This is a genomic window from Marinobacter sp. G11, from assembly GCF_021282325.1.
In the GTDB taxonomy this organism is placed as follows: domain Bacteria; phylum Pseudomonadota; class Gammaproteobacteria; order Pseudomonadales; family Oleiphilaceae; genus Marinobacter; species Marinobacter vinifirmus.
The window spans coordinates 48,538-71,252 of record NZ_JAJSPB010000003.1 but is presented as its reverse complement, the minus strand read 5'-3'; the positions used below and the strand labels follow the sequence as shown (position 1 = coordinate 71,252).

Genomic DNA, 22,715 nt, shown 5'->3' with positions numbered 1-22,715 from the left:
GTCGTAGGCCAGGGATGGCCGGAGTCAAGCGCACAGGGATGTGCTTGTAGCGGTTCCCGGAAGGACATGCCCTGATACCGCGATGCACCAAAACAGGCAGCCAACACCAAAAGTCCCGGACTACAGCACACCTATGGTTCCTGCTATGCTACCGTCCACAAACAAAAGGAGCTGCGCATGCCAAAAGTCATCTACCCGGGCACCTTCGACCCCATCACCAACGGCCACACCGACCTCATCGAACGGGCCGGCCGCATGTTTGACGAAATCGTCGTCGCCGTCGCCTACAACCCGAAAAAGCAGCCACTACTGAACCTCGAAGAACGCTGCGAACTGGTACGCAAAGCCACCGCCCACGTACCCAACGTAACCGTCACCGGCTTCAGCAACCTGCTGGCCGAATTTGTGCGGGAACAGAACGCCACCGTCATCCTGCGTGGCCTGCGCGCAGTCTCCGACTTTGAATATGAATTCCAGCTCGCCGACATGAACCGCCGGCTGGCCCCGGAAATCGAAAGCGTGTTCCTGACCCCGGCCAACCACCTGTCCTACATCTCATCCACCCTGATCCGGGAAATCGCATCCCTGGGCGGAGACATCTCGGAATTTGTCGATCCGGCGGTGGCCGAGGCACTGAAGCAGAAATTCAGCCAGGCCTGAACCCGGCTGGCGAGAAGAAAGGCAAAAGCGGGAAAACAATAGCGGAACCGCTGCCAGCACAGGCAGCGGTCTGACATCAAAGCAGCGGTGGCAGCGGAATCTGCAGCCCGTTGATGTCCAGCACCAGATCTTCCATGCGGCCACCCATCACCAGCCGGTCACCCTCCTGAACCAGCAAACCCTGCTTGATCAGTGGCGCTACCTGCATGCGCACCGCAGCATAATCTTCGGCCAGTGCCATCGGCATGGAAAAATCCAGCTCGCCGGTCAGGCCCTGCATCACCATCAGCATGGCGTCCTTTTCAGCACCGGCCAATTCCGGATGAGAGATATCCAGGCTGCCCTGCACCGGCCCTTCCGGCGTTTCCAGGCTCAGCTCGCGGATACCGGCCGAAAAACCGGCGGCGGCCAGGTCACGGATCGACTCATTGAACCGCTGCATCACCGCCATCTGCTGCTCGAAGCTGGCACCACCGCCAGCCCCGGCCTTGACCGTCATCGCCTGCAGGTCTGTCATGGCCGAACTGAAGGCATTCCAGCTGGCTACATCGAGGTTATCCACCGAAACCGCCATCCGCTGGGGGCCGAATGCGTCACTGCCGACGCTCACCGACGCCACATCCAGCTCCAGGGTTGAATCCAGCCGACGATCCTGGTCTTTCGCCTCGCTGGCACTGGTCATGGCCAGGCCACCCAGGACCACGGGCTCCGCACCCGGGCTTTGTACCGACAGGGACTCCACCGACAAGGTGCCGGTTCCGGTCCAGATATCACCACTTAACCAGGTCAGGCTTTGCTCCAGGTGGGCATCTTCCACCGTCAGATCCAGCTCCGGCCCGGACAGCGACAGTGCCGGCCACACCAGCATCAGATCAGCCTGCTCACCCAGACTGCCCACACTGATGCTGGCCAGGCCACCGCTGCTGCGCAGGGACTCGCCCGATGCCGGGTTGTCGATCGCCATTGCCGGCGCTTCCAGCACCAGGGTGGCCGAGCCCCAAACCCGGGTTTCCAGGGTCAGGCGGGGCTTTTCACCACGAAACCAGTTGGCGCCCTCCGGCTGCCAGCCGGCGTCCGGGCGGAAATCCATCAGGCTGCCGGTCACCCCGTGGGACACCTTCACCCGGAAGCCTATCCGGTAACTGTCGCCCCGGGCCGGGTCGGTAATGGTCAGGGTGCCAGCGGCTTCGGAGGCCAGCACACCACGCTGATACTGCTGGGTTTCCAGGTGCACAAACGGCTGGGCAGCGTTTACTTCCAGGGCAGCCCGGAACCACTGCTGCTCGGTCACATAGCCCACGCCCCAGGGCGCGAGGCCGGCTCCGGCCAGAATCACTCCGCCGGCAACCAACCACTTGTTGAATTTCAAAATCAGAGTCCTGTTATCTAGGTAGTTATTGTTGTATCCGGGCTCAGACCGGCTTGCTGGTCAGGCGCTCCAACAGCACCAGCTGGGAGGCAAAGGGCTCTTCGCCCTCGGCCGGCTGGTTCTGGATATAGCTGCCATCGGGCTGCAGCACCCAGGCCTGGCAGTTATCCGCCAGGTAGGTATCCAGGTCTTCCCGCAACCGGGCCACCAGTGCCGGCTCTTCCACCGGGAATGCGGTTTCTACCCGGTGCAGCAGGTTGCGTTCCATGCCGTCAGCACTGGAACAGTAAACTTCCGGACGGCCATTATTACCGAAGTAATACACCCGGGTATGCTCCAGGAACCGGCCAATCACCGAACGCACCCGGATGTTATCCGACAGCCCCGGTACTTCCGGCCGCAGGCAGCAGATGCCCCGGATAATCAGGTCAACCTTCGCGCCGGCCTGGGAGGCCCGGTAAAGGGCCTTGATCATCTGCGGCTCGGTCAGGGCGTTGAACTTGAAGATAATCCGGCCCTTGTCGCCATAGCTGGCCTCCCGCTCGATCAGGCTGATCAACCGGTTGTGCAGGGTAAACGGTGCATGGAACAGCTTCTTGATCTTCAGGGCCTTGCCCATGCCGGTCAGCTGCTGGAACAGCTTGTTGACATCATCGCCAATAGACTCGTCGCAGGTCATGAAGCTGTAATCGGTGTACAGCCTCGCGTTGCCGGCGTGGTAGTTACCGGTACCCAGGTGCACATAGCGACGCAGGCGACCTTCTTCCCGGCGCACAATCAGGATCATCTTGGCGTGGGTTTTGTAGCCCACCACGCCATACACCACGATCACCCCGGCTTCCTGCAACCGGCTGGCCAGCTCCAGGTTTTCCGCCTCGCTGAAACGGGCCCGCAACTCGATCACCACGGTCACTTCCTTGCCGCGCCGGGCGGCATCGGCCAGCGCTTCGACAATTTCCGAATCGGCACCGGTCCGGTACAGGGTCTGCCTGATGGCCAGCACATTCGGATCTTTCGCGGCCTGGCGCAGCAGGTCTACCACCGGGCTGAAATTCTCATAGGGATGCAGCAACAGGATCGGCCGTTTGCGGATGGCATCGAACATGGATTCCTTGCTGCGGATCTGGCGCGGAATGGACGGCGAGAAGCTCGAGTAGGTCAGGTCGGGCCGGTCTACCAGGCCACCCACGGCCATCAGGCGGGTCAGGTTCACCGGGCCGTGCACCTGGTAAAGGTCACGCTCGGCCAGCCCGAATTCCCGCAACAGAAACTGCACCAGTTCTTCCGGGCAGTTATCGGCTACCTCCAGGCGCACACCGTCACCAAAGCGACGGCTGAGTAGCTCGCCGCGCAGGGCCGATGCCAGGTCTTCCAGGTCATCTTCCAGCTCAAGGTCAGCGTTACGGGTCAAACGGAACTGGTAACAGCCCTTTACTTCCATGCCCGGGAACAGCTCATCCGCGTGGGCGTGGATCATCGACGACAGGAACACCAGGTTCTCACCACCTTCGCAGACTTCATCCGGCAGGCGCACCAGACGGGGCAGCGACCGGGGCGCCGGCAGGATGGCCATGCCGGTTTCCCGGCCAAAGGCGTCTTTGCCATCCAGTTCCACGATAAAGTTCAGGCTCTTGTTCACCAGGCGCGGGAACGGGTGTGACGGGTCCAGCCCGATGGGGCTGACCACCGGCAGAATCTCTTCTTCAAAGTAAGTACGCACCCACTCTGCCTGGGCCGGGGTCCATTCCCGGCGCCGCACAAAGTGGATGTTTTCCTGCTCCAGCTCGGGAATCAGGACATTGTTCAGGATGTCGTACTGCTCGTGGATGTACTCGTGGGCTACCCGGCTGATCTCCGCCAGCACCTGGTCCGGCTGCATGCCGTCCACACCCACGGTTTCCCGGCCGTACTTCATTTGCTGACGCAGGCCCGCCACCCGGATCTCGAAGAACTCGTCCATGTTGCTGCTGAAAATGCAGCAGAAAATCAGCCGGTTGATCAGCGGATGCGTGGTGTCCAGCGCCTGCTTCAGTACCCGGTAGTTGAACTGCAGCTGGCTCAGTTCCCGGTTGAAGTAGTTCTCGTTGGCGTCCAGGTTCACTTCCTCGCCTACCGGCGGAAGCTCAACCGGCGCAGGCACGCTCAGTTCGGCATCGATTGTCTGCTTGGCTGTTTCAGTGGTCATCGCTATCCATATCCGTTGTCTGGGCAGGCGGTCGCCTGCGTCACGCCCGCGCGCGGTCTCTCATCAGTCTCGCAGCGCGCACGGCAAAATAAGTCAGAATGCCATCGGCACCGGCCCGGCGCATGGCCATCAGGCTTTCCATCATCACCGCATCGCAATCCAGCCAGCCGTTCTGAGCCGCCGCCATGTGCATGGCATACTCACCGCTGACCTGGTAAACAAAGGTCGGCACCTGCAGTTCGGTTTTCACCCGATGCACGATGTCCAGGTACGGCATACCCGGCTTGATCATCACCATATCGGCGCCTTCCGCCAGGTCCATGGCCACCTCGTGAATGGCTTCATCGCTATTGGCCGGGTCCATCTGGTAAGTGGACTTGTTGCTCTTGCCCAGATTGGCGGCGGAACCGACCGCATCCCGGAACGGGCCGTAATAGCTGGAGGCATACTTGGCAGAGTAGGCCAGAATGCGGGTATTCACATAACCGGCATCTTCCAGGGCTTCACGGATGGCGGCTACCCGGCCGTCCATCATGTCGGAGGGCGCCACCACATCGGCGCCGGCGTCGGCGTGGGACAGGGCCTGGTTCACCAGGGCTTCTACGGTCACGTCGTTGAGCACGTAACCGTCGTTATCAATAATGCCGTCCTGGCCATGGGTGGTGAACGGGTCCAGCGCCACATCGGTAATCACACCCAGTTCCGGCTGGGCTTTCTTGAGCGCCCGCACCGCACGCTGGGCCAGGCCATCGGAATCCCAGGCGCCAGAGCCGGACAGATTCTTTTTCTCCGCCGGCACCACCGGGAACAGCGCCACCGCAGGAATGCCCAGCTCAACCAGCTCCGCCGCCTGCTCGACCAGCAGGTCAATACTCAGTCGTTCCACACCCGGCATGGACGGCACCGCCTCACGCTGGTTCTCGCCTTCGAGCACAAACACCGGGAAGATCAGGTTGTCCGCCGACAACTGGTTTTCCCGCACCAGGCGCCGGGAAAAATCACTGGCACGGTTGCGGCGCAGACGGGTAGCCGGATAGGCTCGGTTGGAAAGCGGCTGGCGTGGCTTGGGCATGAAATACCTCCTGAACATGGATGGCCTTGGAAAGTCATGACATCATACACCCGGTGAGCCGCCTGTTGCAGGCGCCGGGGGCAAGTCTGCAGTACTCAGATGACAATTCAATGACAAAAACCAGGACGGCGCCAAACCGGCCGCCCTGGTAAAGAAGGGAAATCGGGGAAGGAACTCAGATGGAACGGTTGTTAAAGCCCACTTCCACCTTGCGAGGGGTATCAGCCCGGAAGCTGGTATCCACTGCCTGGATCTTGCCGCCACCCTGCAAAAAGGCTTCGATATCTGACTGCAGCTGGGCCCTTACCCGGGCACGGCCGGCAACAGAATGGTTATCCTCACTGTCGCTGCCCCAGTTACCGGACTGCTCCAGATTGCTTTCGTCGAATTCACTCATGCTCTTTTCTCCATCAACGAAAACAGATTTTCAGGTGCCCTGTACGCCCTCCCGGGCAGCACCCCGTCTCGACTGCCGGCCGCCTGCGGCCCCGTCTTGGCGTCTTTATAATCCGGTTTCGTTGACGGCGCTATTTCCTGACAACCACTTTTTTGTAAATTTTTGTAACACGGCGCATGCCATTGATTTTGAAGGGCCAATCCCAGTACATGCCAGGCCCTTCAAATTGACACAAAGAATGAATAATGATTCACTGCTTGTAGGGAGCCGGCATGGCTTATCGTGAAACCGAAAAAATGCGCCAACGCAAAGCCCAGGCGCGCCAGAAGATCATCGAAAGCACCTGGGAATGCGTTGCAGACGGCGGCTTCCAGAGCGCCCGAGTTACCCGAATTGCCGGCCTCGCCGGCGTGGCAACCGGCACGATTTACCGGCATTTCGAATCCCGGGAAGACCTGTTTGCGGAGATTTTCCGGCTGGCGACCCAGCGCGAAGTCGACAAGGTAGCCGAAGCCCTGGCCATAACAGGCAATGCGGTACAGCGGCTGGACCACGCCCTGCGCCATTTCGCCCAACGGGCCCTGAAAGGCCCGATGAAAGCCTGGGCGCTGATCGCCGAGCCGGTGGACCCGAAAGTAGAAGAAGAACGACTGGCGTACCGCAGGGCCTACGCCAACCTGTTTGAACAAGCCATCCGGGACGGCATCGCCGAAGGCACCATCCCTGATCAGAACACCCGCCTGGCCGCTACATGCCTGGTGGGCGCGATATCCGAAGCCCTGGTAGGCCCGTTGTCGCCAACCCAGACAAGCGAGCTACCGGACAACGACAACAATGACAATGAACTGGTCGACACCATCGTCTGTTTCTGCCTACGGGGGTTGACCGGCACCAGGAGCTGAACATGAACAACCCGCAGCGCAAAACCGAGTCCGCCACCGACAACCGTTACCTGTCGGCCACCCATGAGGTCATCAACCAGCCCCAGCCGCTGGAGAACTACAACCTCTACGAACAGGACACCGCGCTGCGGGAAGCCGTTCTGCGGGAAGGCGCAGGCTTCGCCAACGACGACCTCACCCGCTTCGGGGCCTGGACCGGCCTGGCCGACACCATCGAACTGGGCAACCAGGCCAACGCCAACAAACCCGGCTTCCGCACCCACGACCGCTACGGCCACCGGATTGACGAAGTCACCTTCCACCCGGCCTACCACGAACTCATGCGGGTAGCCCTGGAAAACGGCCTGCACAGCTCGCCCTGGACCAACCCCGGCAAAGGCGCCCACGTTGCCCGCGCCGCCAAGTACTACCTGCACTCACAGGTAGAAGCGGCCCATTGCTGCCCGGTGACCATGACCTTCGCAGCCATACCTTCGATCCAGAACCAGCCGGACCTGGCCAAACTCTGGGCCCCGAAAATCCTGGCCAACGAATACGACAGCCGAAATGTACCGGACAGCAAAAAAACCTCCGTCACCATCGGCATGGCCATGACCGAAAAACAGGGCGGCAGCGACGTGCGCGCCAACACCACCATGGCCTACCCGATAGGCCAGCAAGGCCCCGGCCAGCCCTACGAACTGGTCGGCCACAAATGGTTCGTCTCCGCCCCCATGTGCGACGCCTTCCTGGTACTCGCCCAGACCACCAGCGGCCTGTCCTGCTTTTTGATGCCCCGCTGGCGCCCGGACGGCAGCAAGAACCCCTGGCAGGTACAGCAGCTCAAGAACAAAATGGGCAACGTCGCCAACGCCTCCAGCGAAGTGGAAATCCGCGGCGCACTGGCCTGGATGGTCGGTGAAGAAGGCCGCGGGGTAAGAACCATCATCGAAATGGTCGCCATGACCCGCTTCGACTGCATGATCGGCAGCGCCGCCGGCATGCGCCAGGCCGTCGCCCAGGCTACACACCACTGCCACAACCGCAGTGCCTTCGGCGCAACCCTCAGCGACCAGCCACTGATGCAAAACGTCCTGGCCGACCTGGTCATCGAAAACGAAGCCGCCCTCGCCTACACGATGCGGGTCGCCCGGGCCATGGACAACCAGGACAACGAACACGAACGCCTGCTCGCCCGCCTGGCCACACCCGTCGGCAAATACTGGATCTGCAAACGCACCCCCAACCACGCCTACGAAGCCATGGAATGCATCGGCGGCAGCGGCGTCATGGAAGACTGCATCATGCCCCGCCTGTTCCGGGAATCCCCCGTCAACGCCATCTGGGAAGGCAGCGGCAACGTCCAGTGCCTCGACACCCTGCGCGCCCTGCAGAAAGAACCCGAAACCCTCGACGCCTTCTTCAAAGAAGCCGCCGAAGCCAAAGGCGCCGACCGCCGCTTCGACCAATACCTGGCCCAACTGCAACACGACTTCGCCGACATCAGCGACTTCCAGTACAGCGCCAGAAACCTGGTCGACCGCATGGCCCTGACCATGCAGGGTTCGCTGCTGCTGCGCTTTGGCGACAAAGACGTCGCCGACGCCTTCTGCGCCTCCCGCCTGCAAAACAACGGCGGCATGAACTACGGCAACCTGCCCTCCGGCACCAACCCGGCAGCGATTATCAAACGGGGGACGCCTGTAGTAGGCTAGGGAAACCCAGCCAGCCTGGCGCACCAGACAGATGGCAGCCGGCTGAAGAGACTCCCCTTGCGAGGTTTGTGAACCGGCGGGGGATGGCTTTCCAAAAATTTGCGGAGCCATGGATGGCGGAGCAGAAGCGCCACATGGGTTCGGCCGAGCGCTTATGAAGCAAAGCTTCATGCGACAGCCGAACGACCACAATCTACGATTGTGGGCCGGACCCCGCAGGGGTGCCGAAGGAGCGGTTTTTGGAAAGCCATCCCCCGCCGGTTCCTGCACCAACACGCGGAACCAGACCATGTCAGAAGCCCTGAGAAAACTGCTGAAAGAAGGCAAAACCCCACAACAGCACCAGGACATCACCCCCCACGTAGGCGTCCTGACCCTGCACTTCCAGCTCTACGGCTGCGAAGACATAAAAGCCAAACGCAAAGCTTTCACCGCCATGAAAGCCATCTGGGGCAAAGAACCCGACCTGGCTGTGGCTGAAACCGCCGACCACGAAGCCCTGGATTGCGCCACCTGGACCATCGCCGCCCTGGGCGCCAGCGCCCAGCAAATCACCCAGCGCCTCGACCAGGTCGAAAAAGACATACAGGAGCGCATAGACGCCCCCATCCTCGACATCCACCGGGAAATCCTCTGAGCCACGCCCCGAAAGCCCCGGGGCATAGCGTCAAACCCGCACAGGCCTTATACTACGGCCCCTCAAGGAGTAGATGACCTGCCTGCCGGCGGGCCACCAAATTCAATGTCGGGCCCAGCCCGGCCCCGTCCGCCGGGTTTCCGGAACCGACCCGCGGACAACCCCTGAGTGTGTGTGGTGCTATGACCGGAAAGAAAAAATCCGCCCAGGCCTCGGTCGAGGCAATGTATCGCGTGTTCACGGTGCCCGAAGCCCCGGAATCCACGCTCAGCCGTATCGACCAGAATATCTCCAGCAACCTGGCCGGGTTCCTGCAGGAGCACATCGTTGCCGTTGAACGGGATCTCTCGGAAGTCGAAAAAGACTTCTCCGACTATGTGATCCCGGAAAAACCCGTGTTCGTCTCAGAACAGGCCCAGTTCCTGCTCGACAAACTGGTCGCCAACTCCGTACACACCGCCTCACCGGCCTTTATCGGTCATATGACATCGGCACTGCCTTACTTCATGCTGCCGCTGTCAAAAATCATGATTGCCCTGAACCAGAACCTGGTCAAAACCGAAACCTCCAAGGCCTTCACCCCCATGGAGCGCCAGGTACTGGGCATGATCCACCGGCTGGTGTACCAGCAGGACGGCTCCTTCTACCGGAAATGGATGCACGACCCCCGGCACGCCCTGGGTGCCATGTGCTCCGGCGGCACCATCGCCAACCTGACCGCCCTGTGGGTTGCCCGCAACCGCGCCTTCCCCGCCGAAGGCAGCTTCCGCGGCCTGCACGAAGAAGGCCTGTTCCGGGCCCTGAAATACTACGGCTACGAAGGCGCCGCCATCGTCGTCTCCAAACGCGGCCACTACTCCCTACGCAAAGCCGCTGACGTGCTGGGCCTGGGCCGCGATGCCCTGGTGCCGGTAGAGACCGACGAATACAACCGCATCCTGCCAGACGCCCTGCGCGACAAGTGCCTGGAACTGCAGAAACAGAAAATCAAGGTCATGGCCATCTGCGGTGTAGCAGGCACCACCGAAACCGGCACAGTGGACCCGCTGGACAGCATGGCCGACATAGCCCGTGAATTCGGCGCCCACTTCCACGTAGACGCCGCCTGGGGTGGCCCCACCCTGTTCTCCCGCACCTACAAACACCTGCTGCGGGGCATAGAACAGGCCGACTCCGTCACCTTCGACGCCCACAAACAGCTGTACGTGCCCATGGGTGCCGGCCTGGTCGTGTTCAAAGACCCCAGCCTGGCCAGCGCGGTAGAACACCACGCCCAGTACATCATCCGTAAAGGCTCAAGAGACCTCGGCAGCACCACCCTCGAAGGCTCCCGCCCGGGCATGGCCATGCTGATCCACTCCGGCCTGAAAATCCTGGCCCGGGAAGGCTACGAAATCCTGATCAACCAGGGCATCGAAAAAGCCAGGACCTTCGCTGGCATGATCGACGAACAACCGGACTTCGAACTCATCACCCGTCCGGAACTCAACATCCTGACCTACCGCTACTGCCCGGAACCGGTTCAACAGGCCCTGGCCATCGCAGACGAACTGCAGGCAGAGAAAATGAACACCTGCCTGAACCGCATCACCAAGTTCATCCAGAAAACCCAGCGGGAACGCGGCAAAGCATTCGTATCCCGAACCCGACTGGAACCGGCCCGCTATTACCACTTCCCGTGCATCGTGTTTCGGGTGGTGTTGGCTAACCCGCTAACAACGCCGGAGATCCTGGCAGACATCCTGAAGGAACAGCGGGAATTGTCGAAGGAAGACGGCATTGCCGATGAGATCGCCATCCTGCATCAGATGGCAGAAGCCGTATTGAGCCCCCGACCATCAAAGGCAAAACCCAGGCTGAAGTCAGCTCAGGGATAATACGGCTCATTCATTAAGATGGGAAGTAGCTGGTGCGATGACGGTATGAACTATGCCCGGGGCGGGGTGTGCGAGGAGCTGTTCAAAAATTTGCGGAGCCAGGGATGGCGGAGCAGAAGCGCCACAGGGATGTGCCGAAGGAGCGGTTTTTGAACAGCTCCTCGCACACCCTGCCCTGCACCTGGCTAAGCTTTAATACAGGGCCTCTTCGTCATCCAGCACCTCGTGCAGGATCTCCAGGAACATCTTGTCCGCCTCACTCCAGGTCTCCGGAATACGGATCGTAGTGTTGGCGCTGATCTCGCGGGCAATCAACTCGTCAGCATTGGGCTCACCCTTGTACTTACGGGCAATCTCCATGGACTTTACGGCGATGGTCGGCTCGCTCATCACCTTCTTGATAAACACCCGTAACTCTTCAATCATTCTGGCCTGACGGCTCTCGGAAGATGAACTCATTCCTGACTCCCTGAAAAATAGCGTTGAAGCAAAACGGCCCGCACAGGGCCTGATGCTCATAGTATGGCCAAACCGCGGGGCGCTAACCAGCCCCGCCCGGCATTAAACCATCAAACCCCGCAGGGCGAAGAACAGGAACGCGGCCATCAGGGCGGACGCCGGCACGGTGATAATCCAGGCTGCGGCAATCTTCACCAGGTGGGAGCGCTTGACCATCTCTTCCTTGTAAATCTTCTTCAGGCGCTTGCGCTCGGACTTGGACAGCGGCACCTGCTCCTTTCTCTTCTTCGCTTGCTTGAGCAGCTTTTCCATTTCCTCCACAGAGGCGTTGCGGAAATCGTCCAGGAACGGCTTCAGGCGCTCCTGGTCCGCCGGGTCATGGTGCTCGATCATCTTGTGCAGCTGGCTCGCGTAGTTGGACTTCAGGTACTCCCGCAGGAAGCCCACACCGAACACGCCACCGATAGCAATATGGGTTGAACTGACCGGCAGGCCCAGCTGGGACGCGAGGATTACCGTCAGTGCCGCAGACAGGGCGATACAGAAGGCCCGGGTCTTGTCCAGCTCGGTAATCTCGCTGCCCACGGTCTTGATCAGGCGCGGGCCGAATAGCATCAGGCCAACGGCCAGGCCGAGCGCACCCACCATCATGACCCACAGCGGAATGCTGGCAGAGGTCACCACGCCACCACCGGCGCGAATAGCATCGTTGATCGCAGCCAGCGGCCCGATGGCGTTGGCGACGTCGTTCGCACCGTGGGCAAAGCTGAGCAACGCGGCGGCAAAGATCAGCGGCCAGGTGAACAGCGTGTTCACGCCCTTGGAACTGTTTTCCATGGTCGCGGCACGACGGCTCACCAGGTTACGCATGATGAACCACACCACGGCAGCCACCACCAGGCCCATGATCGACGCCGACAGGAAGTCCACCTTTACGATTTTCTTCACGCCCTTGAGCATCAGGTAGGTTGTGAACGCCCAGGCCATGATCGATACCAGGACGGGCACAAAGGTGCGGGCCGACGACACCAGGTTTTGCCGGTACAGCACGGTTTTCTTGATGGCAAACAGGAACAGCGCCGCCAGGGCACCACCCAATACCGGAGAGATCACCCAGCTGGCCGCAATCTTGCCCATCACACCCCAGTCGGCGATGGCCCAGCCACCGGCCGCGATACCGGCTCCCAGCACACCGCCCACAATAGAGTGGGTCGTGGAAACCGGCGCGCCCATCCAGGTGGCCAGGTTCAGCCAAAGTGCGCCGGCCAGCAAAGCTGCCGTCATCAGCCAGACAAAGGCGCGGGGATCTTCCAGGGTGGTAGGGTCAATAATGCCGCCCTTGATGGTAGAGACCACGTCGCCACCGGCAATCAGCGCGCCGGCTGCCTCGAACACCGCCGCCAGCAACACGGCGGCGCCCAGCGACAAGGCACCGGAACCCACCGCGGGGCCCACGTTGTTGGCTACGTCATTGGCACCGATATTGATGGCCATATAACCACCGATGACCGCTGCGGCCATCAGCAACATGCTGTTGGGTAATCCCTGACTGAAAGAGCCGACAATCAACCAGACACAGAGCAGGAACAGAACACTGAAACCAACCCTGTACCGTTCCGTGGAGGGGCTGCTGAGAAGGTTATCCAGAAAGCTGCTGGAACGGGCCATAAACAATCGAGTCTCTTGTGAACGGAATGAGTCCAGGCAATTTTGCCGCGCGCAAACTATAAAATTTTTATCATAAAATTGAAACCGAACTGTCATGGAGGCTAAAGATCACAAACCGGACGGACATCACTCCAAAGCCGCGGTTTTTTGGCGCATACTTGGCAAAAACCTGTCAAAAAGAACAACACAAGATGACGGCCAGCTACCGACACAACCAGATCATATCTTCCGAGCACGAAGAACAGCAGATTTCACTCCTGTTGAACGGGTTATCGGCCATGGCCCTGCTGTTCCTCACCGGCATCGGCCTCAAGGCCTGGTTCGCCGACCATCACACCCATGCCATCGTGCTCTGGCTGTTCAATATACCGGTGCTGGCCAATATGCTCTGGTATTTCCGGACGGGTAACCGGCTGGCGCAGAAGGCGGGACTGCTGATTACCGTTGCCCTGCTGTTTGCCTACCTGATCGCCTCGGGTGGCGAAGGCAACACCGGCCCCCTGTGGTTCTACGTGTTCCCTCCGCTACTGTTTTTCCTCACCAGCCTGAAGGGCGGCACCGCCATCCTGCTGTTCTGCTATCTGCTGGCGATCATCGTATTCCAGTTTCCCAACCTGCCCGGAGTAGCCGCCGAATACTCCACTGACTTCAAGATACGCTTTTTTGCCACCCTCACCTTCGAATCCATTTTCTGCTTTGTGCTGGAGGCCGGCCGTCTTCAGGCCCGAAACAAACTGCTGAAACTGGCCGAAAGCCATGAAAAAGCCGCGCGTACCGATGAGCTTACCGGCCTGGCCAACCGGCGGGATATGCACAACCGCCTTGCCGCCGAGTTTTCCCGCTACCAGCGCTCCGGGCACCACTTTTCCGTGGTGCTGATCGACCTGGACCTGTTCAAACGGGTCAACGACGATTTCGGCCACGATGCCGGCGATGCCGCCCTCCGGCACTTTGCCAGCCTGGTGCGCAAGGTGATCCGGCAAACGGATATCGCGGCGCGCTGGGGCGGTGAGGAATTCCTGATCCTGCTGCCCGACACCACCCTGCTGCAGGCCCTGACCCTGGCCGAGCGATTGCGTGCGGAAGTGGCGGCCACCGAGTTCCGCCACCAGGAGCAGATCCTGCCGGTGACCATCAGTGCCGGCGTCTGCTCGATTTCCAAGGCCGGATCTGTCAACGAACTTCTGAAGCTGGCCGACATCAACCTGTACAGCGCCAAGGAAGATGGCCGCAACCGCATCGCCCCCAGGGTGCGCAGCCAGGACAGCCAGCCCGCTGCGGAAAGCCCGGCTTGAGCGCGGCCCATTGCCGCATTACCATCTCTGCCGGCAATGCAGAGACCTGAACAGACATAAGGCAGTAACATGGCAGCAATTCGAATACTCACCGGCAGTGTTTACGGCGGCGCCCTGCTGACCGCCCGCAAGATCAAGGAAGAGCTTGAAGCCGAAGGGCACCAGGTGACCGTGCTGGAGACCCCGGCCCTGGAAGACATCACCGGCAATGACGACGCCCTGCTGGTCTGCACCTCTACTACCGGCCAGGGGGAAATCCCTGACAACCTGCTGCCGTTTTACCTGGCGCTGCGGGAACAACTGCCACAGCAGCCCGGTCGCCCTTTCGGCATTATCGTGCTGGGCGACAGCTCCTACGGTGACACCTTCTGCGGCGCCGGCGACCTGATGGAAGAAGCCCTGTACGAAACCGCGGCCCGCAAGGTGGGGGAAACCCTGCGCATAGACGCGCTGGAAACCCTGGAGCCGGAAGCCGAAGCCCTGCCCTGGGTCAAAGACTGGGTTAACGGAATCTGACTATTATTTACACGAGTTGCCAAAACTCTGTCTGGCTGCCCTTGAGCCACCCGCAGCGACAGGCCATACTCGACCCATAACGATAATAACGGTAACAACAGATCCTGATGAAACTGGCCCGGCTTCTGGCAGCGTTGACAGCTTTGCTGACTTTGTCGCTTCACCTCCATGCGGCACCGGCTTCCTATATTCCGGAAATGGAGTATCTGCGCCTGGCCCCGGATGCCAGCGTCACCGCCAGCGAAGTCATGGCCTCGGATCAATGGCAGAGGCTGCCGGACCAGACCCCCAATTTTGGCTATATCCGGGACCAGATCTGGCTCCGGTTCCCGGTGACCGACGCAAGCAACAGCAACCTGCTGGAAATCAGCTATCCTCAGCTCGACGCTATCGGCTTCTATCTGTTTAAAGACAACCGGTTACTGCGGGAAGTAATAACCGGCGACCGTATGCCCTTTTCCGAGCGGCCGGTACAACACCCCCATTTCCTGTTCCCCCTGCAACTGGCGCCTGGCGGCAATTACCAGGTGTTACTGCGGATACAGACAGAAGGTGCCATGCAGGCACCACTGCGGCTCTGGAACAACAGAAGCTATTTCGAAAAGGCCTCCGTTGAAAGCCAGCTCCACGCCGTTTATTACGGCATTCTGATTGCCGTTATCTGCTTCAACCTGTTTGTCTTTATCGCCCTGAAAGAAGCCGTTTACCTGTTCTATGTGCTCTCCACCCTCGGCTACCTGTTGCTGGTGGGCGGACTGAACGGTATTACCTACCAGCTACTGTGGCCGGAAAGTCCGACCATACAGAACCGGGCCATGGCGATGATTGTGCCCCTGGCCATGAGTTGCACCCTAATGTTCTCCAGGGCGTTTTTACGGCTTAAACAGGTCAGCCCGAAAATGGATCGCCTGGTACTGGCAGTGCTGGCCCTGAACCTGGCCATGGCGGCGGCCAACCTGTTCATCGATTACAACACCGGTATGCGCCTGAGCGTGGCCCTGGTGATTCCAAGCTCGCTGCTGCTGACCTTTATCGGCCCCCTGCAGTGGCTCAGGGGCAACCCCCAGGCCATGTACTACACCCTGGCCTGGGCGGCACTGACCCTCGGCAGCGCGATCACGGCCGCCAACAAATACGGCTGGATTCCCAACAGCTTTATTACCTCCTACGGCATGGAACTGGGCTCGGCCCTGGAAGCCATGCTGCTCAGCCTGGCCCTGGCAATCCGGATCTACCGGGAACGGCAGGACCGCCTGCACTCGCGGGAAGCGGAACTGCACGCACTGGAAGCCCGCCGTAACGCGGAACTGCAGTTGATGGACCAGGCCCTGCACAACCCGCTGACCGGGCTACCCAACCGCAGCAGTTTCGAGCTGCGGATGAGCGAACTGATCCGCCGCAACCCGAAGCAACGGCTGGGCATTGCAGTCATTCACCTGAACAACCTGTATGCCGTGACCAAGACGCTCGGGCACCGCAATACCGACCGGATACTGGAACTGGCATCACGGCAGTTCAACGATGTCACCCGTAAGGTGCCCGGCATTGTCGCCATAGAACAGAGCGAGGGCCGGGACTTCTACCTGGCCAGCCTGGACCCGCAAACCTTCGCGCTGATCAGTTACGCTGACCGCACAGAATCCGTACCCCGCCACGTACTCAGGGATATCGAAGTTATCCGCCAGCCCATTGACTTCCTGGGCATGCAGATACCGCTCACCCCCCAGCTGGGGGTGGCCATCTACCCCGATCATGGCACGGACGTGAACACCCTGATCCGGCGAGCCGTCATTGCCGAAGGTTCGGAACGGGCCAGGGAACGGGGTGTGGCCTATTACAAGCCGTCGAAGGATTCCTACAGCGCCGAACGGCTGACCCTGGTGTCCGAGCTTCGGCAGGCACTGGAGCTGAACCAGCTGACCCTGTACCTGCAACCCAAGCAGTGCCTGAAAAGCGGAGACATTACCGGCTTCGAGGCCCTGATCCGCTGGCCGGACCGGGAGCGGCAAGTCCCGCCCCATGAAGTGATCGAACTGGCCGAGCAAACCGGCCTGATCAAACCGCTCACCCGCTGGGTGCTGCGGGAAGCATTGGAAATACGGGAAAAGCTGGCGGCAAAGGGCGCTCCGACTCGTATCGCCGTCAACATTTCCCCCAACAACCTGCGGGAACCGGACTTCCCGGTGTTTGTGCAACGAATAATGCAGAGCTATCAGTGCTCCGCCGGAGAGCTGGCCTTCGAGGTGACGGAAACCTCCATGATGCAGGACCCGGCCAACTCCCTGAAAGCCCTGAAAGCCATCAATGCCGCAGGCATCCCCTTGTCCATTGATGACTTCGGCTCCGGCTATTCCTCGCTGTCTTACATCAAGCAGCTGCCCGCCAGCGAGATCAAGATCGACCGCTCACTGATCACCGAGCTGGCAGAGCGGGAGGAGGACCGGGTCATCGTGCGCACCACCATCGAGATGTGCCACAGCCTGGGCTACACCGTGGTGGCGGAGGGTGTGGAGAGTGAAAAAACCCTGAAGCTGCTGGAGAGCATGGGCTGCGACCTGGTTCAGGGTTATATCCTGGCCCGGCCGCAACCTTTTGATCGCATTATCGACTGGCTGGCAGATCAGCCCTGCCGTTCCCGGATCAACGCTTCCTGAGTGGTCGAAGCCACCAGTACGCCATCCCGGGTGAAGAAATTACCCCGATTGAAACCACGACCGCCGGAGGCACTGGGGCTGTCCTTGTCGTACAGCAGCCATTCGTCCATCCGGAAGTCCCGGTGGAACCAGATGGCATGGTCCAGGCTGGCTACCTGCATGTTCCGGTTCATGAACGTGCGGCCGTGGGGTGCCATGGAGGTGCCCAGAAAGGAGAAATCCGACGCGTAGGTCAGCAGGCAGCGGTGCAAGACCGGATCATCCGGCAGTGGCCCCAGAGCCCGGAACCAGTTCTGGCGGTAAGGCGGCTGTTTCTCCGGTTTGAGCGGGTTGCCGGGGTTCACCGGGCGGATCTCGATGGGCCGGTCCCGGGTGAGCAGGTCCCGAAGCTTCTCCGGCACCTGGTCCACCAGCAACTGACCCAGTTCCTGTTCGGATTTCAGGGTTTCCGGTGCTGGCGCTTCCGGCATCGGGAACTGGTGGCTGAGCCCTTCCTCGGCCACCTGGAATGACATGGAACCGGTCAGGATTTCCTTGCCGTCCTGGCGGGCAATGACCCGGCGCACCGAAAATGTGCCGCCATCGCGAACCCGCTGAACCTCATAATCAATCGGCATGCTGTGGTTGCCGGGGCGCAGGAAGTAGGCGTGCAATGAATGGCACAACCGGCCTTCAACGGTACGGCTGGCCGCCATCAACGCCTGGCCAAGCACCTGGCCGCCAAACACATGGGGAAAGCCGAGATCCTCACTGTCACCCTGAAAATGGTCATCTCCGATGGGCGACAAATCCAGCAAATCAATCAGCTTCCGGGTTATTTCCAGCATGCATGCTCCTGTTGTTTTGGTCAGGAGCCAGCGGCCAGCTCCTTAGCTTACGAAAGAATTTCTACCTCAGGTGAAACAATTTCGCAACGCTCAGTCACTGTGGATGGGCGGCACTTCCCGCGACAACGCCTGTTTTTCCACGGCAAACCGACCGGTCACCGCAAAGCCGAGCACCTCGCCCGATGGCGACAGGAAACGGGCTTTCACGTCTGAACCCTCCTGCTCGATGTCCCATTCGCCTTCGCCACCGGCCGGTGGCGGGCACACTGCTGTGGGACAACAAGGAGTTTTGATCATCACCGGCATGGCACCGTAGCTCACCTCAGTGCGTTCACCCGTGAGGGTTTTCGCCAGGGCGCGGGCACAGGCCATCAACGGCAATACATACAGCAACACCTGGCCGTCTACCTCGGCGCAGTCACCCAGGGCATAGACATCCGGTGCCGACGTCTCCAGGGCCCGGTTAACCACAATGCCGCGGCCGACTTCAATACCCGCAGCCCGGGCCAGCTCGGTGCGTGGCCGCAGACCGACCGCCGAAACCACCAGGTCTGCCGCCAGGGTGTCGCCGTTGGCCAGCGCCAGCTTTACGCCCTGCCCGTCGCGATCCACCCGCTGTACCACCGTGCCTAGGTGAAAGTTCACGCCCAGGGCCTGCAACTCCTGCTGCACGGCGTTGGCGGCCGCCTCCGGCAGCAAACTGGGCATAACGGCGGCGTCAGGGGCTATCACATCCACCTCATAACCGCCGTTGCGCAGGTCGTTGGCAAATTCACAGCCGATCAGCCCCGCCCCAATGATGGCCACCCGCTTGCCACCTTCCAGGGCCTTGCGGAACGCCCGGTAATCCAGCAGGTCGTTGATGGAATAGACCCGGTCCAGGCCATCACCGTCCAGGCCCAGGCGGATCACATCCGCACCCCAGGCCAGCACCAGTTTGCTGTAGGCCAGCCGCTCGTCGCCCAGCACCAGCTCGCGGGCACCGGTATCAATACCGGTCACAGTGCTGTAGGTGCGAATGTCCACCGACAGCTGTTCGGCCATTGCCTCGGTGTCGCCCTGGGCCAGCCCTTCGGCATCCTTACCCTTGGTAAAGCCGGTGGACAGCATCGGCTTGGAGTAATTCACGCCGTCGTCTGCGGTTACCATCACCACCGGAGTGGTTTTATCCAGCTTGCGCAGTTCCCGCACCAGCGAGTATCCGGACAATCCGGTGCCTACTATTACAATCGGTGCCTGGTCGGTCATAGTCCTGCTCCGTTAATCAGCCGATTTCGATCATCTCGAAGTCTTCCTTGCCCACGCCACAGTCCGGGCATACCCAGTCATCCGGCACATCTTCCCACTTCGTGCCCGGCTCGATGCCGTCTTCCGGCCAGCCTTCAGCTTCGTCGTAAATCAGGCCACACACTACACACTGCCACTTCTTCATACTTGCTCTCCATTAAAATTCCGTGCGCCATAATACCCTCCACCCGGTCTGTGACCAATGCCACGCGAGACGCCGGTTGTCCGGGTTTTGTGCCAATAGGCATGATTACAGATAGTCCGTTCACCATCTGCCCCTCCCTTCAGGGCAACCGGTTCGGTATAATCGCCGGTTTTACGACAGGACCGACCGTTATGACCGATACCGTCGCCGAAATGAACCAGGTCATGGCTGAAGCCGACTGCCTGGTAGACGAACAACAGGTAAGTGCCGCCATCGACACCATGGCCTCGGCCATCACCGATCGCCTGAAAGACAGTAACCCGCTGTTGTTCTGCGTTATGAACGGTGGCCTGATCACAACCGGCCAGCTGTTGCCCCGCCTCAAATTCCCGGTGCAGGCGGAATACCTGCACGCCACCCGCTACCGCCAGGAAACCACCGGCGGCATCCTCGAGTGGAAACTCCAGCCGGAATCCGACATGAAAGACCGCACGGTGCTGATTGTCGACGACATCCTGGATGAAGGCACCACCCTGTGCGCCATCGCTGACTACTGCCTGGCCCACGGCGCCCGGGAAGTGCTGACCGCGGTACTGGTCGACAAGATTCACGAACGCAAGGCCCGTCCGGGCCTGAAAGCCGACTTCACCGGCCTCTGCGTTGAAGACCGCTTCCTGTTCGGCTACGGCATGGACTACAAAGGTTACTGGCGTAACGCCCCCGGCATCTATGCTGTCAAAGGACTCTGACCGGGAAAACAGCCTGAAGATCCCGCCTACCCGCTGGTACCGGTCGCTGGCTGCGGCCGGGCTGCGCAACCCGGAGGTTCACGGCCCGGCCCGCTACTGGCTGCAGGTGGAGGGGTCTTTCACCCAGGCCCTGAAGCACCGGTGCCTCGAGAGCTTCCATGTGGAAGTCGCGCGCGAAGGCTACGCCACGCCGTTCCCGGAAGAGGTTCGCCGGCTCGGGCTGCAGCCCCGGCAACAGGCCTGGATCCGCGAAGTCCGCCTGTGCGGCGATGGCCAGCCCTGGGTCCTGGCCCGCACGGTCATCCCCCACCAGTGTTTTGAAGGCAAGGGCAGGCAGCTGCGCCACCTGGGCAACAAGCCCCTCGGTGCCTTTCTGTTCAGCAGCCCGGACTGGTCACGGGGGCCGCTGGAAACCGGCCTGTGCCTGCCCGATCATCCGCTTCAGCCCCGGCTGGCCCGGCGCTCCCTGTTCCACCACGGCAACAACGCCTTGATGGTGGGTGAATACCTGTTGCCGGTGCTGTACCGGTAAGCTTCGGTTTAACCCCCGGGCCCGGGCTGGCTATAATCCGGTGTTTGCCACGCACCTGACCCACGGAAGAGCGCACCATGTTGCAGAATGCCCTGCCAGACCCTGTCCAGGCACGCCTGGCCGACTACGCCCGCCTGCTTCGCATTGACCGGCCTATCGGCAGCCTGCTGTTGCTCTGGCCGACCTATTGGGCACTCTGGCTGGCCGGCGACGGCAGCCCCTCTATTGCCAACGTCATTATCTTCACCCTGGGCGTGTTCTTTATGCGGGCCGCCGGCTGCGCCATCAACGACTTTGCCGACCGGGACTGGGATCGCCACGTAAAACGCACCCAGGACCGCCCCCTGACCACCGGCCGCATCCAGTCCTGGGAAGCCGTTGCCCTGTTTCTGGGCCTGTGCCTGGTTTCCTTCCTGATGGTAGTACTGTTCACCAACCGGCTGACCCTGTACCTGTCCTTCGGTGGCGCCCTGCTGGCGTTTATCTATCCGTTCATGAAGCGCTACACCCACCTGCCCCAGCTGTTTCTGGGGGCCGCGTTCTCTTGGGCCATCCCCATGGCCTGGGCCGCACAGGCCAACGAGCTGAGCCAGCTTACCTGGCTGCTGTTCACCGCCAACGTGTTGTGGACCGTGGCCTACGATACGCTCTATGCCATGGTGGACCGGGATGACGACCTGAAAATCGGCATTAAATCCACCGCCATCCTGTTCGGCGAAGCCGACCGGGCGATCATCGGCATACTGCAGGCGCTGGTGGTGCTGATCCTGGTAATTGTAGGAGGCCAGGCAGAACTGGGCACATTCTGGTACCTGGGCGTGGCGGTAATGGCAGGCCTGTTTGCCTATCACCAGTACCTGGCCCGCGACCGTGCCCGGGAAGGTTGCTTCAAGGCCTTCCTGAACAACAACTGGGCCGGGTTTGCGGTATTTTCCGGGCTGGTGATCGACCAGCTTCTCTGAGTTGCCAGCATGCACGGAACCGCCGCCAACTCAATCGTGTCATATACTTGTAACAAAGACGCGTTGTAATGAGCCAGCAACATTACTGGGGAGCGCAAATCCTGCTCCCGGGGTTCTGACACAGGTTGAAGCACATGAATGGAAAAACTGTCCTGATCGTCGATGACGAGCCAGCCATCCGCGAAATGATCGCCGTGGCCCTCGAAATGGCTGATTACGACTACCTCGAGGCAGAGGATGCCCGCCAGGCCCACGCCCTGGTTGTTGACCGGCAGCCAGACCTGATCCTGCTGGACTGGATGCTCCCGGGCACCAGTGGTGTCGAGCTGGCACGGAGGCTGAAAAAGGAAGAGGCAACCGCCGACATCCCGATTATCATGCTGACCGCCAAGGTTGAGGAAGACAACAAGATCCAGGGCCTGGAAGTCGGTGCCGATGATTACATCACCAAGCCCTTCAGCCCGCGGGAACTGGTTGCCCGGCTGAAAGCGGTACTGCGCCGTGCAACGCCGGCCGGTGTCGACAGCCCGATCGAAGTGGACGGGCTGACCCTGGACCCGGTCGGCCACCGGGTAACCACTCCGGAAGGCGCCCTGACCATGGGCCCCACCGAGTACCGGTTGCTGCAGTTTTTCATGACCCACCAGGAACGGGTCTATACCCGGTCGCAGTTGCTGGACCAGGTCTGGGGTGGCAATGTCTATGTTGAAGAGCGTACGGTAGACGTACATATCCGGCGCCTGCGCAAGGCCCTTGGCGACCGCTACGACCACCTGGTCCAGACCGTCCGGGGCACCGGCTACAGGTTCTCCACCAGGGTCGCATAAC

The 22,715-nt window shown here is 60.8% G+C and carries 21 protein-coding genes; 12 read left to right on the top strand and 9 right to left on the bottom strand.

Features of this window, described 5'->3' with window-relative positions; translation table 11 throughout:
* Positions 1-177 precede the first annotated feature (177 nt).
* Complete coding sequence (coaD, locus tag LWH94_RS02880; RefSeq protein WP_022988472.1) at positions 178-660, top strand: pantetheine-phosphate adenylyltransferase; 483 nt, start codon at positions 178-180, stop codon at positions 658-660.
* Between the two features lie 76 nt (positions 661-736).
* Here the strand turns inward: coaD and LWH94_RS02875 are convergent, their stop codons facing one another.
* From LWH94_RS02875 to LWH94_RS02860, 4 genes are all read right to left on the bottom strand, one after another.
* Positions 737-2,029 (bottom strand): DUF945 family protein, encoded by a 1,293-nt coding sequence (locus tag LWH94_RS02875; RefSeq protein WP_232901191.1) that lies wholly within the window; start codon positions 2,027-2,029, stop codon positions 737-739.
* A gap of 43 nt (positions 2,030-2,072) precedes the next feature.
* On the bottom strand, positions 2,073-4,214 hold the full coding sequence (ppk1, locus tag LWH94_RS02870) for a polyphosphate kinase 1 (RefSeq protein ID WP_232901190.1): 2,142 nt from the start codon (positions 4,212-4,214) through the stop codon (positions 2,073-2,075).
* Positions 4,215-4,254: 40 nt separating this feature from the next.
* Positions 4,255-5,286, bottom strand: coding sequence for a porphobilinogen synthase (hemB, locus tag LWH94_RS02865; RefSeq protein ID WP_232901189.1), 1,032 nt, complete (start codon positions 5,284-5,286; stop codon positions 4,255-4,257).
* A gap of 175 nt (positions 5,287-5,461) precedes the next feature.
* A complete protein-coding gene (locus LWH94_RS02860; protein ID WP_094624950.1) occupies positions 5,462-5,683 on the bottom strand; it encodes a hypothetical protein in 222 nt (73 codons plus the stop codon).
* A gap of 272 nt (positions 5,684-5,955) precedes the next feature.
* Between LWH94_RS02860 and LWH94_RS02855 the strand changes: the two genes are divergently transcribed.
* The 4 genes from LWH94_RS02855 (at position 5,956) to panP (ending at position 10,793) form a co-directional block, all read left to right on the top strand.
* Positions 5,956-6,585 (top strand): TetR/AcrR family transcriptional regulator, encoded by a 630-nt coding sequence (locus LWH94_RS02855; RefSeq protein WP_094624949.1) that lies wholly within the window; start codon positions 5,956-5,958, stop codon positions 6,583-6,585.
* A gap of 2 nt (positions 6,586-6,587) precedes the next feature.
* On the top strand, positions 6,588-8,279 hold the full coding sequence (locus tag LWH94_RS02850; RefSeq protein WP_232901188.1) for an isovaleryl-CoA dehydrogenase: 1,692 nt from the start codon (positions 6,588-6,590) through the stop codon (positions 8,277-8,279).
* 289 nt (positions 8,280-8,568) lie between these two features.
* Positions 8,569-8,916, top strand: a complete 348-nt coding sequence (locus tag LWH94_RS02845; protein WP_058341978.1) for a DUF503 domain-containing protein — start codon at positions 8,569-8,571, stop codon at positions 8,914-8,916.
* A gap of 182 nt (positions 8,917-9,098) precedes the next feature.
* Positions 9,099-10,793 (top strand): pyridoxal-dependent aspartate 1-decarboxylase PanP, encoded by a 1,695-nt coding sequence (panP, locus tag LWH94_RS02840; RefSeq protein WP_036219155.1) that lies wholly within the window; start codon positions 9,099-9,101, stop codon positions 10,791-10,793.
* A 192-nt stretch (positions 10,794-10,985) separates the two neighbouring features.
* Here the strand turns inward: panP and LWH94_RS02835 are convergent, their stop codons facing one another.
* Together LWH94_RS02835 and LWH94_RS02830 are read right to left on the bottom strand one after the other, a co-directional pair.
* A complete protein-coding gene (locus LWH94_RS02835; protein ID WP_036219157.1) occupies positions 10,986-11,252 on the bottom strand; it encodes a hypothetical protein in 267 nt (88 codons plus the stop codon).
* A gap of 102 nt (positions 11,253-11,354) precedes the next feature.
* On the bottom strand, positions 11,355-12,920 hold the full coding sequence (locus tag LWH94_RS02830) for an inorganic phosphate transporter (RefSeq protein ID WP_232901187.1): 1,566 nt from the start codon (positions 12,918-12,920) through the stop codon (positions 11,355-11,357).
* 191 nt (positions 12,921-13,111) lie between these two features.
* Between LWH94_RS02830 and LWH94_RS02825 the strand changes: the two genes are divergently transcribed.
* The 3 genes from LWH94_RS02825 to LWH94_RS02815 all read left to right on the top strand — a co-directional run bounded on the left by LWH94_RS02825 (position 13,112) and on the right by LWH94_RS02815 (position 17,385).
* Positions 13,112-14,215, top strand: coding sequence for a GGDEF domain-containing protein (locus LWH94_RS02825; protein WP_232901186.1), 1,104 nt, complete (start codon positions 13,112-13,114; stop codon positions 14,213-14,215).
* A 69-nt stretch (positions 14,216-14,284) separates the two neighbouring features.
* Positions 14,285-14,731, top strand: coding sequence for a flavodoxin (locus LWH94_RS02820; protein WP_094624943.1), 447 nt, complete (start codon positions 14,285-14,287; stop codon positions 14,729-14,731).
* Positions 14,732-14,838: 107 nt separating this feature from the next.
* A complete protein-coding gene (locus LWH94_RS02815; protein ID WP_232901185.1) occupies positions 14,839-17,385 on the top strand; it encodes an EAL domain-containing protein in 2,547 nt (848 codons plus the stop codon).
* On the opposite strand, the gene tesB is transcribed toward LWH94_RS02815, so the two are convergent.
* The 3 genes from tesB to rubA form a co-directional block, all read right to left on the bottom strand.
* Complete coding sequence (gene tesB / locus LWH94_RS02810; RefSeq protein WP_232901184.1) at positions 17,352-18,212, bottom strand: acyl-CoA thioesterase II; 861 nt, start codon at positions 18,210-18,212, stop codon at positions 17,352-17,354. The two genes, LWH94_RS02815 and tesB, sit on opposite strands and share 34 nt — an antisense overlap.
* A gap of 90 nt (positions 18,213-18,302) precedes the next feature.
* Positions 18,303-19,460 (bottom strand): NAD(P)/FAD-dependent oxidoreductase, encoded by a 1,158-nt coding sequence (locus LWH94_RS02805; RefSeq protein WP_232901183.1) that lies wholly within the window; start codon positions 19,458-19,460, stop codon positions 18,303-18,305.
* A 16-nt stretch (positions 19,461-19,476) separates the two neighbouring features.
* On the bottom strand, positions 19,477-19,644 hold the full coding sequence (gene rubA / locus LWH94_RS02800; RefSeq protein WP_022988488.1) for a rubredoxin RubA: 168 nt from the start codon (positions 19,642-19,644) through the stop codon (positions 19,477-19,479).
* Positions 19,645-19,835: 191 nt separating this feature from the next.
* Here rubA and LWH94_RS02795 point away from each other — a divergent pair, with 191 nt between their 5' ends.
* From LWH94_RS02795 to phoB, 4 genes are all read left to right on the top strand, one after another.
* On the top strand, positions 19,836-20,393 hold the full coding sequence (locus tag LWH94_RS02795) for a hypoxanthine-guanine phosphoribosyltransferase (protein WP_232901182.1): 558 nt from the start codon (positions 19,836-19,838) through the stop codon (positions 20,391-20,393).
* Complete coding sequence (locus tag LWH94_RS02790; RefSeq protein WP_232901181.1) at positions 20,374-20,925, top strand: chorismate--pyruvate lyase family protein; 552 nt, start codon at positions 20,374-20,376, stop codon at positions 20,923-20,925. Before LWH94_RS02795 ends, LWH94_RS02790 begins: the two co-directional genes overlap by 20 nt.
* Before the next feature lie 77 nt (positions 20,926-21,002).
* Positions 21,003-21,887: a 4-hydroxybenzoate octaprenyltransferase gene (ubiA, locus tag LWH94_RS02785; protein WP_232901180.1), complete on the top strand. Its 885-nt coding sequence runs from the start codon at positions 21,003-21,005 to the stop codon at positions 21,885-21,887.
* 134 nt (positions 21,888-22,021) lie between these two features.
* Complete coding sequence (gene phoB, locus LWH94_RS02780; protein ID WP_022988492.1) at positions 22,022-22,714, top strand: phosphate regulon transcriptional regulator PhoB; 693 nt, start codon at positions 22,022-22,024, stop codon at positions 22,712-22,714.
* The last annotated feature ends 1 nt before the right edge of the window (position 22,715 follow it).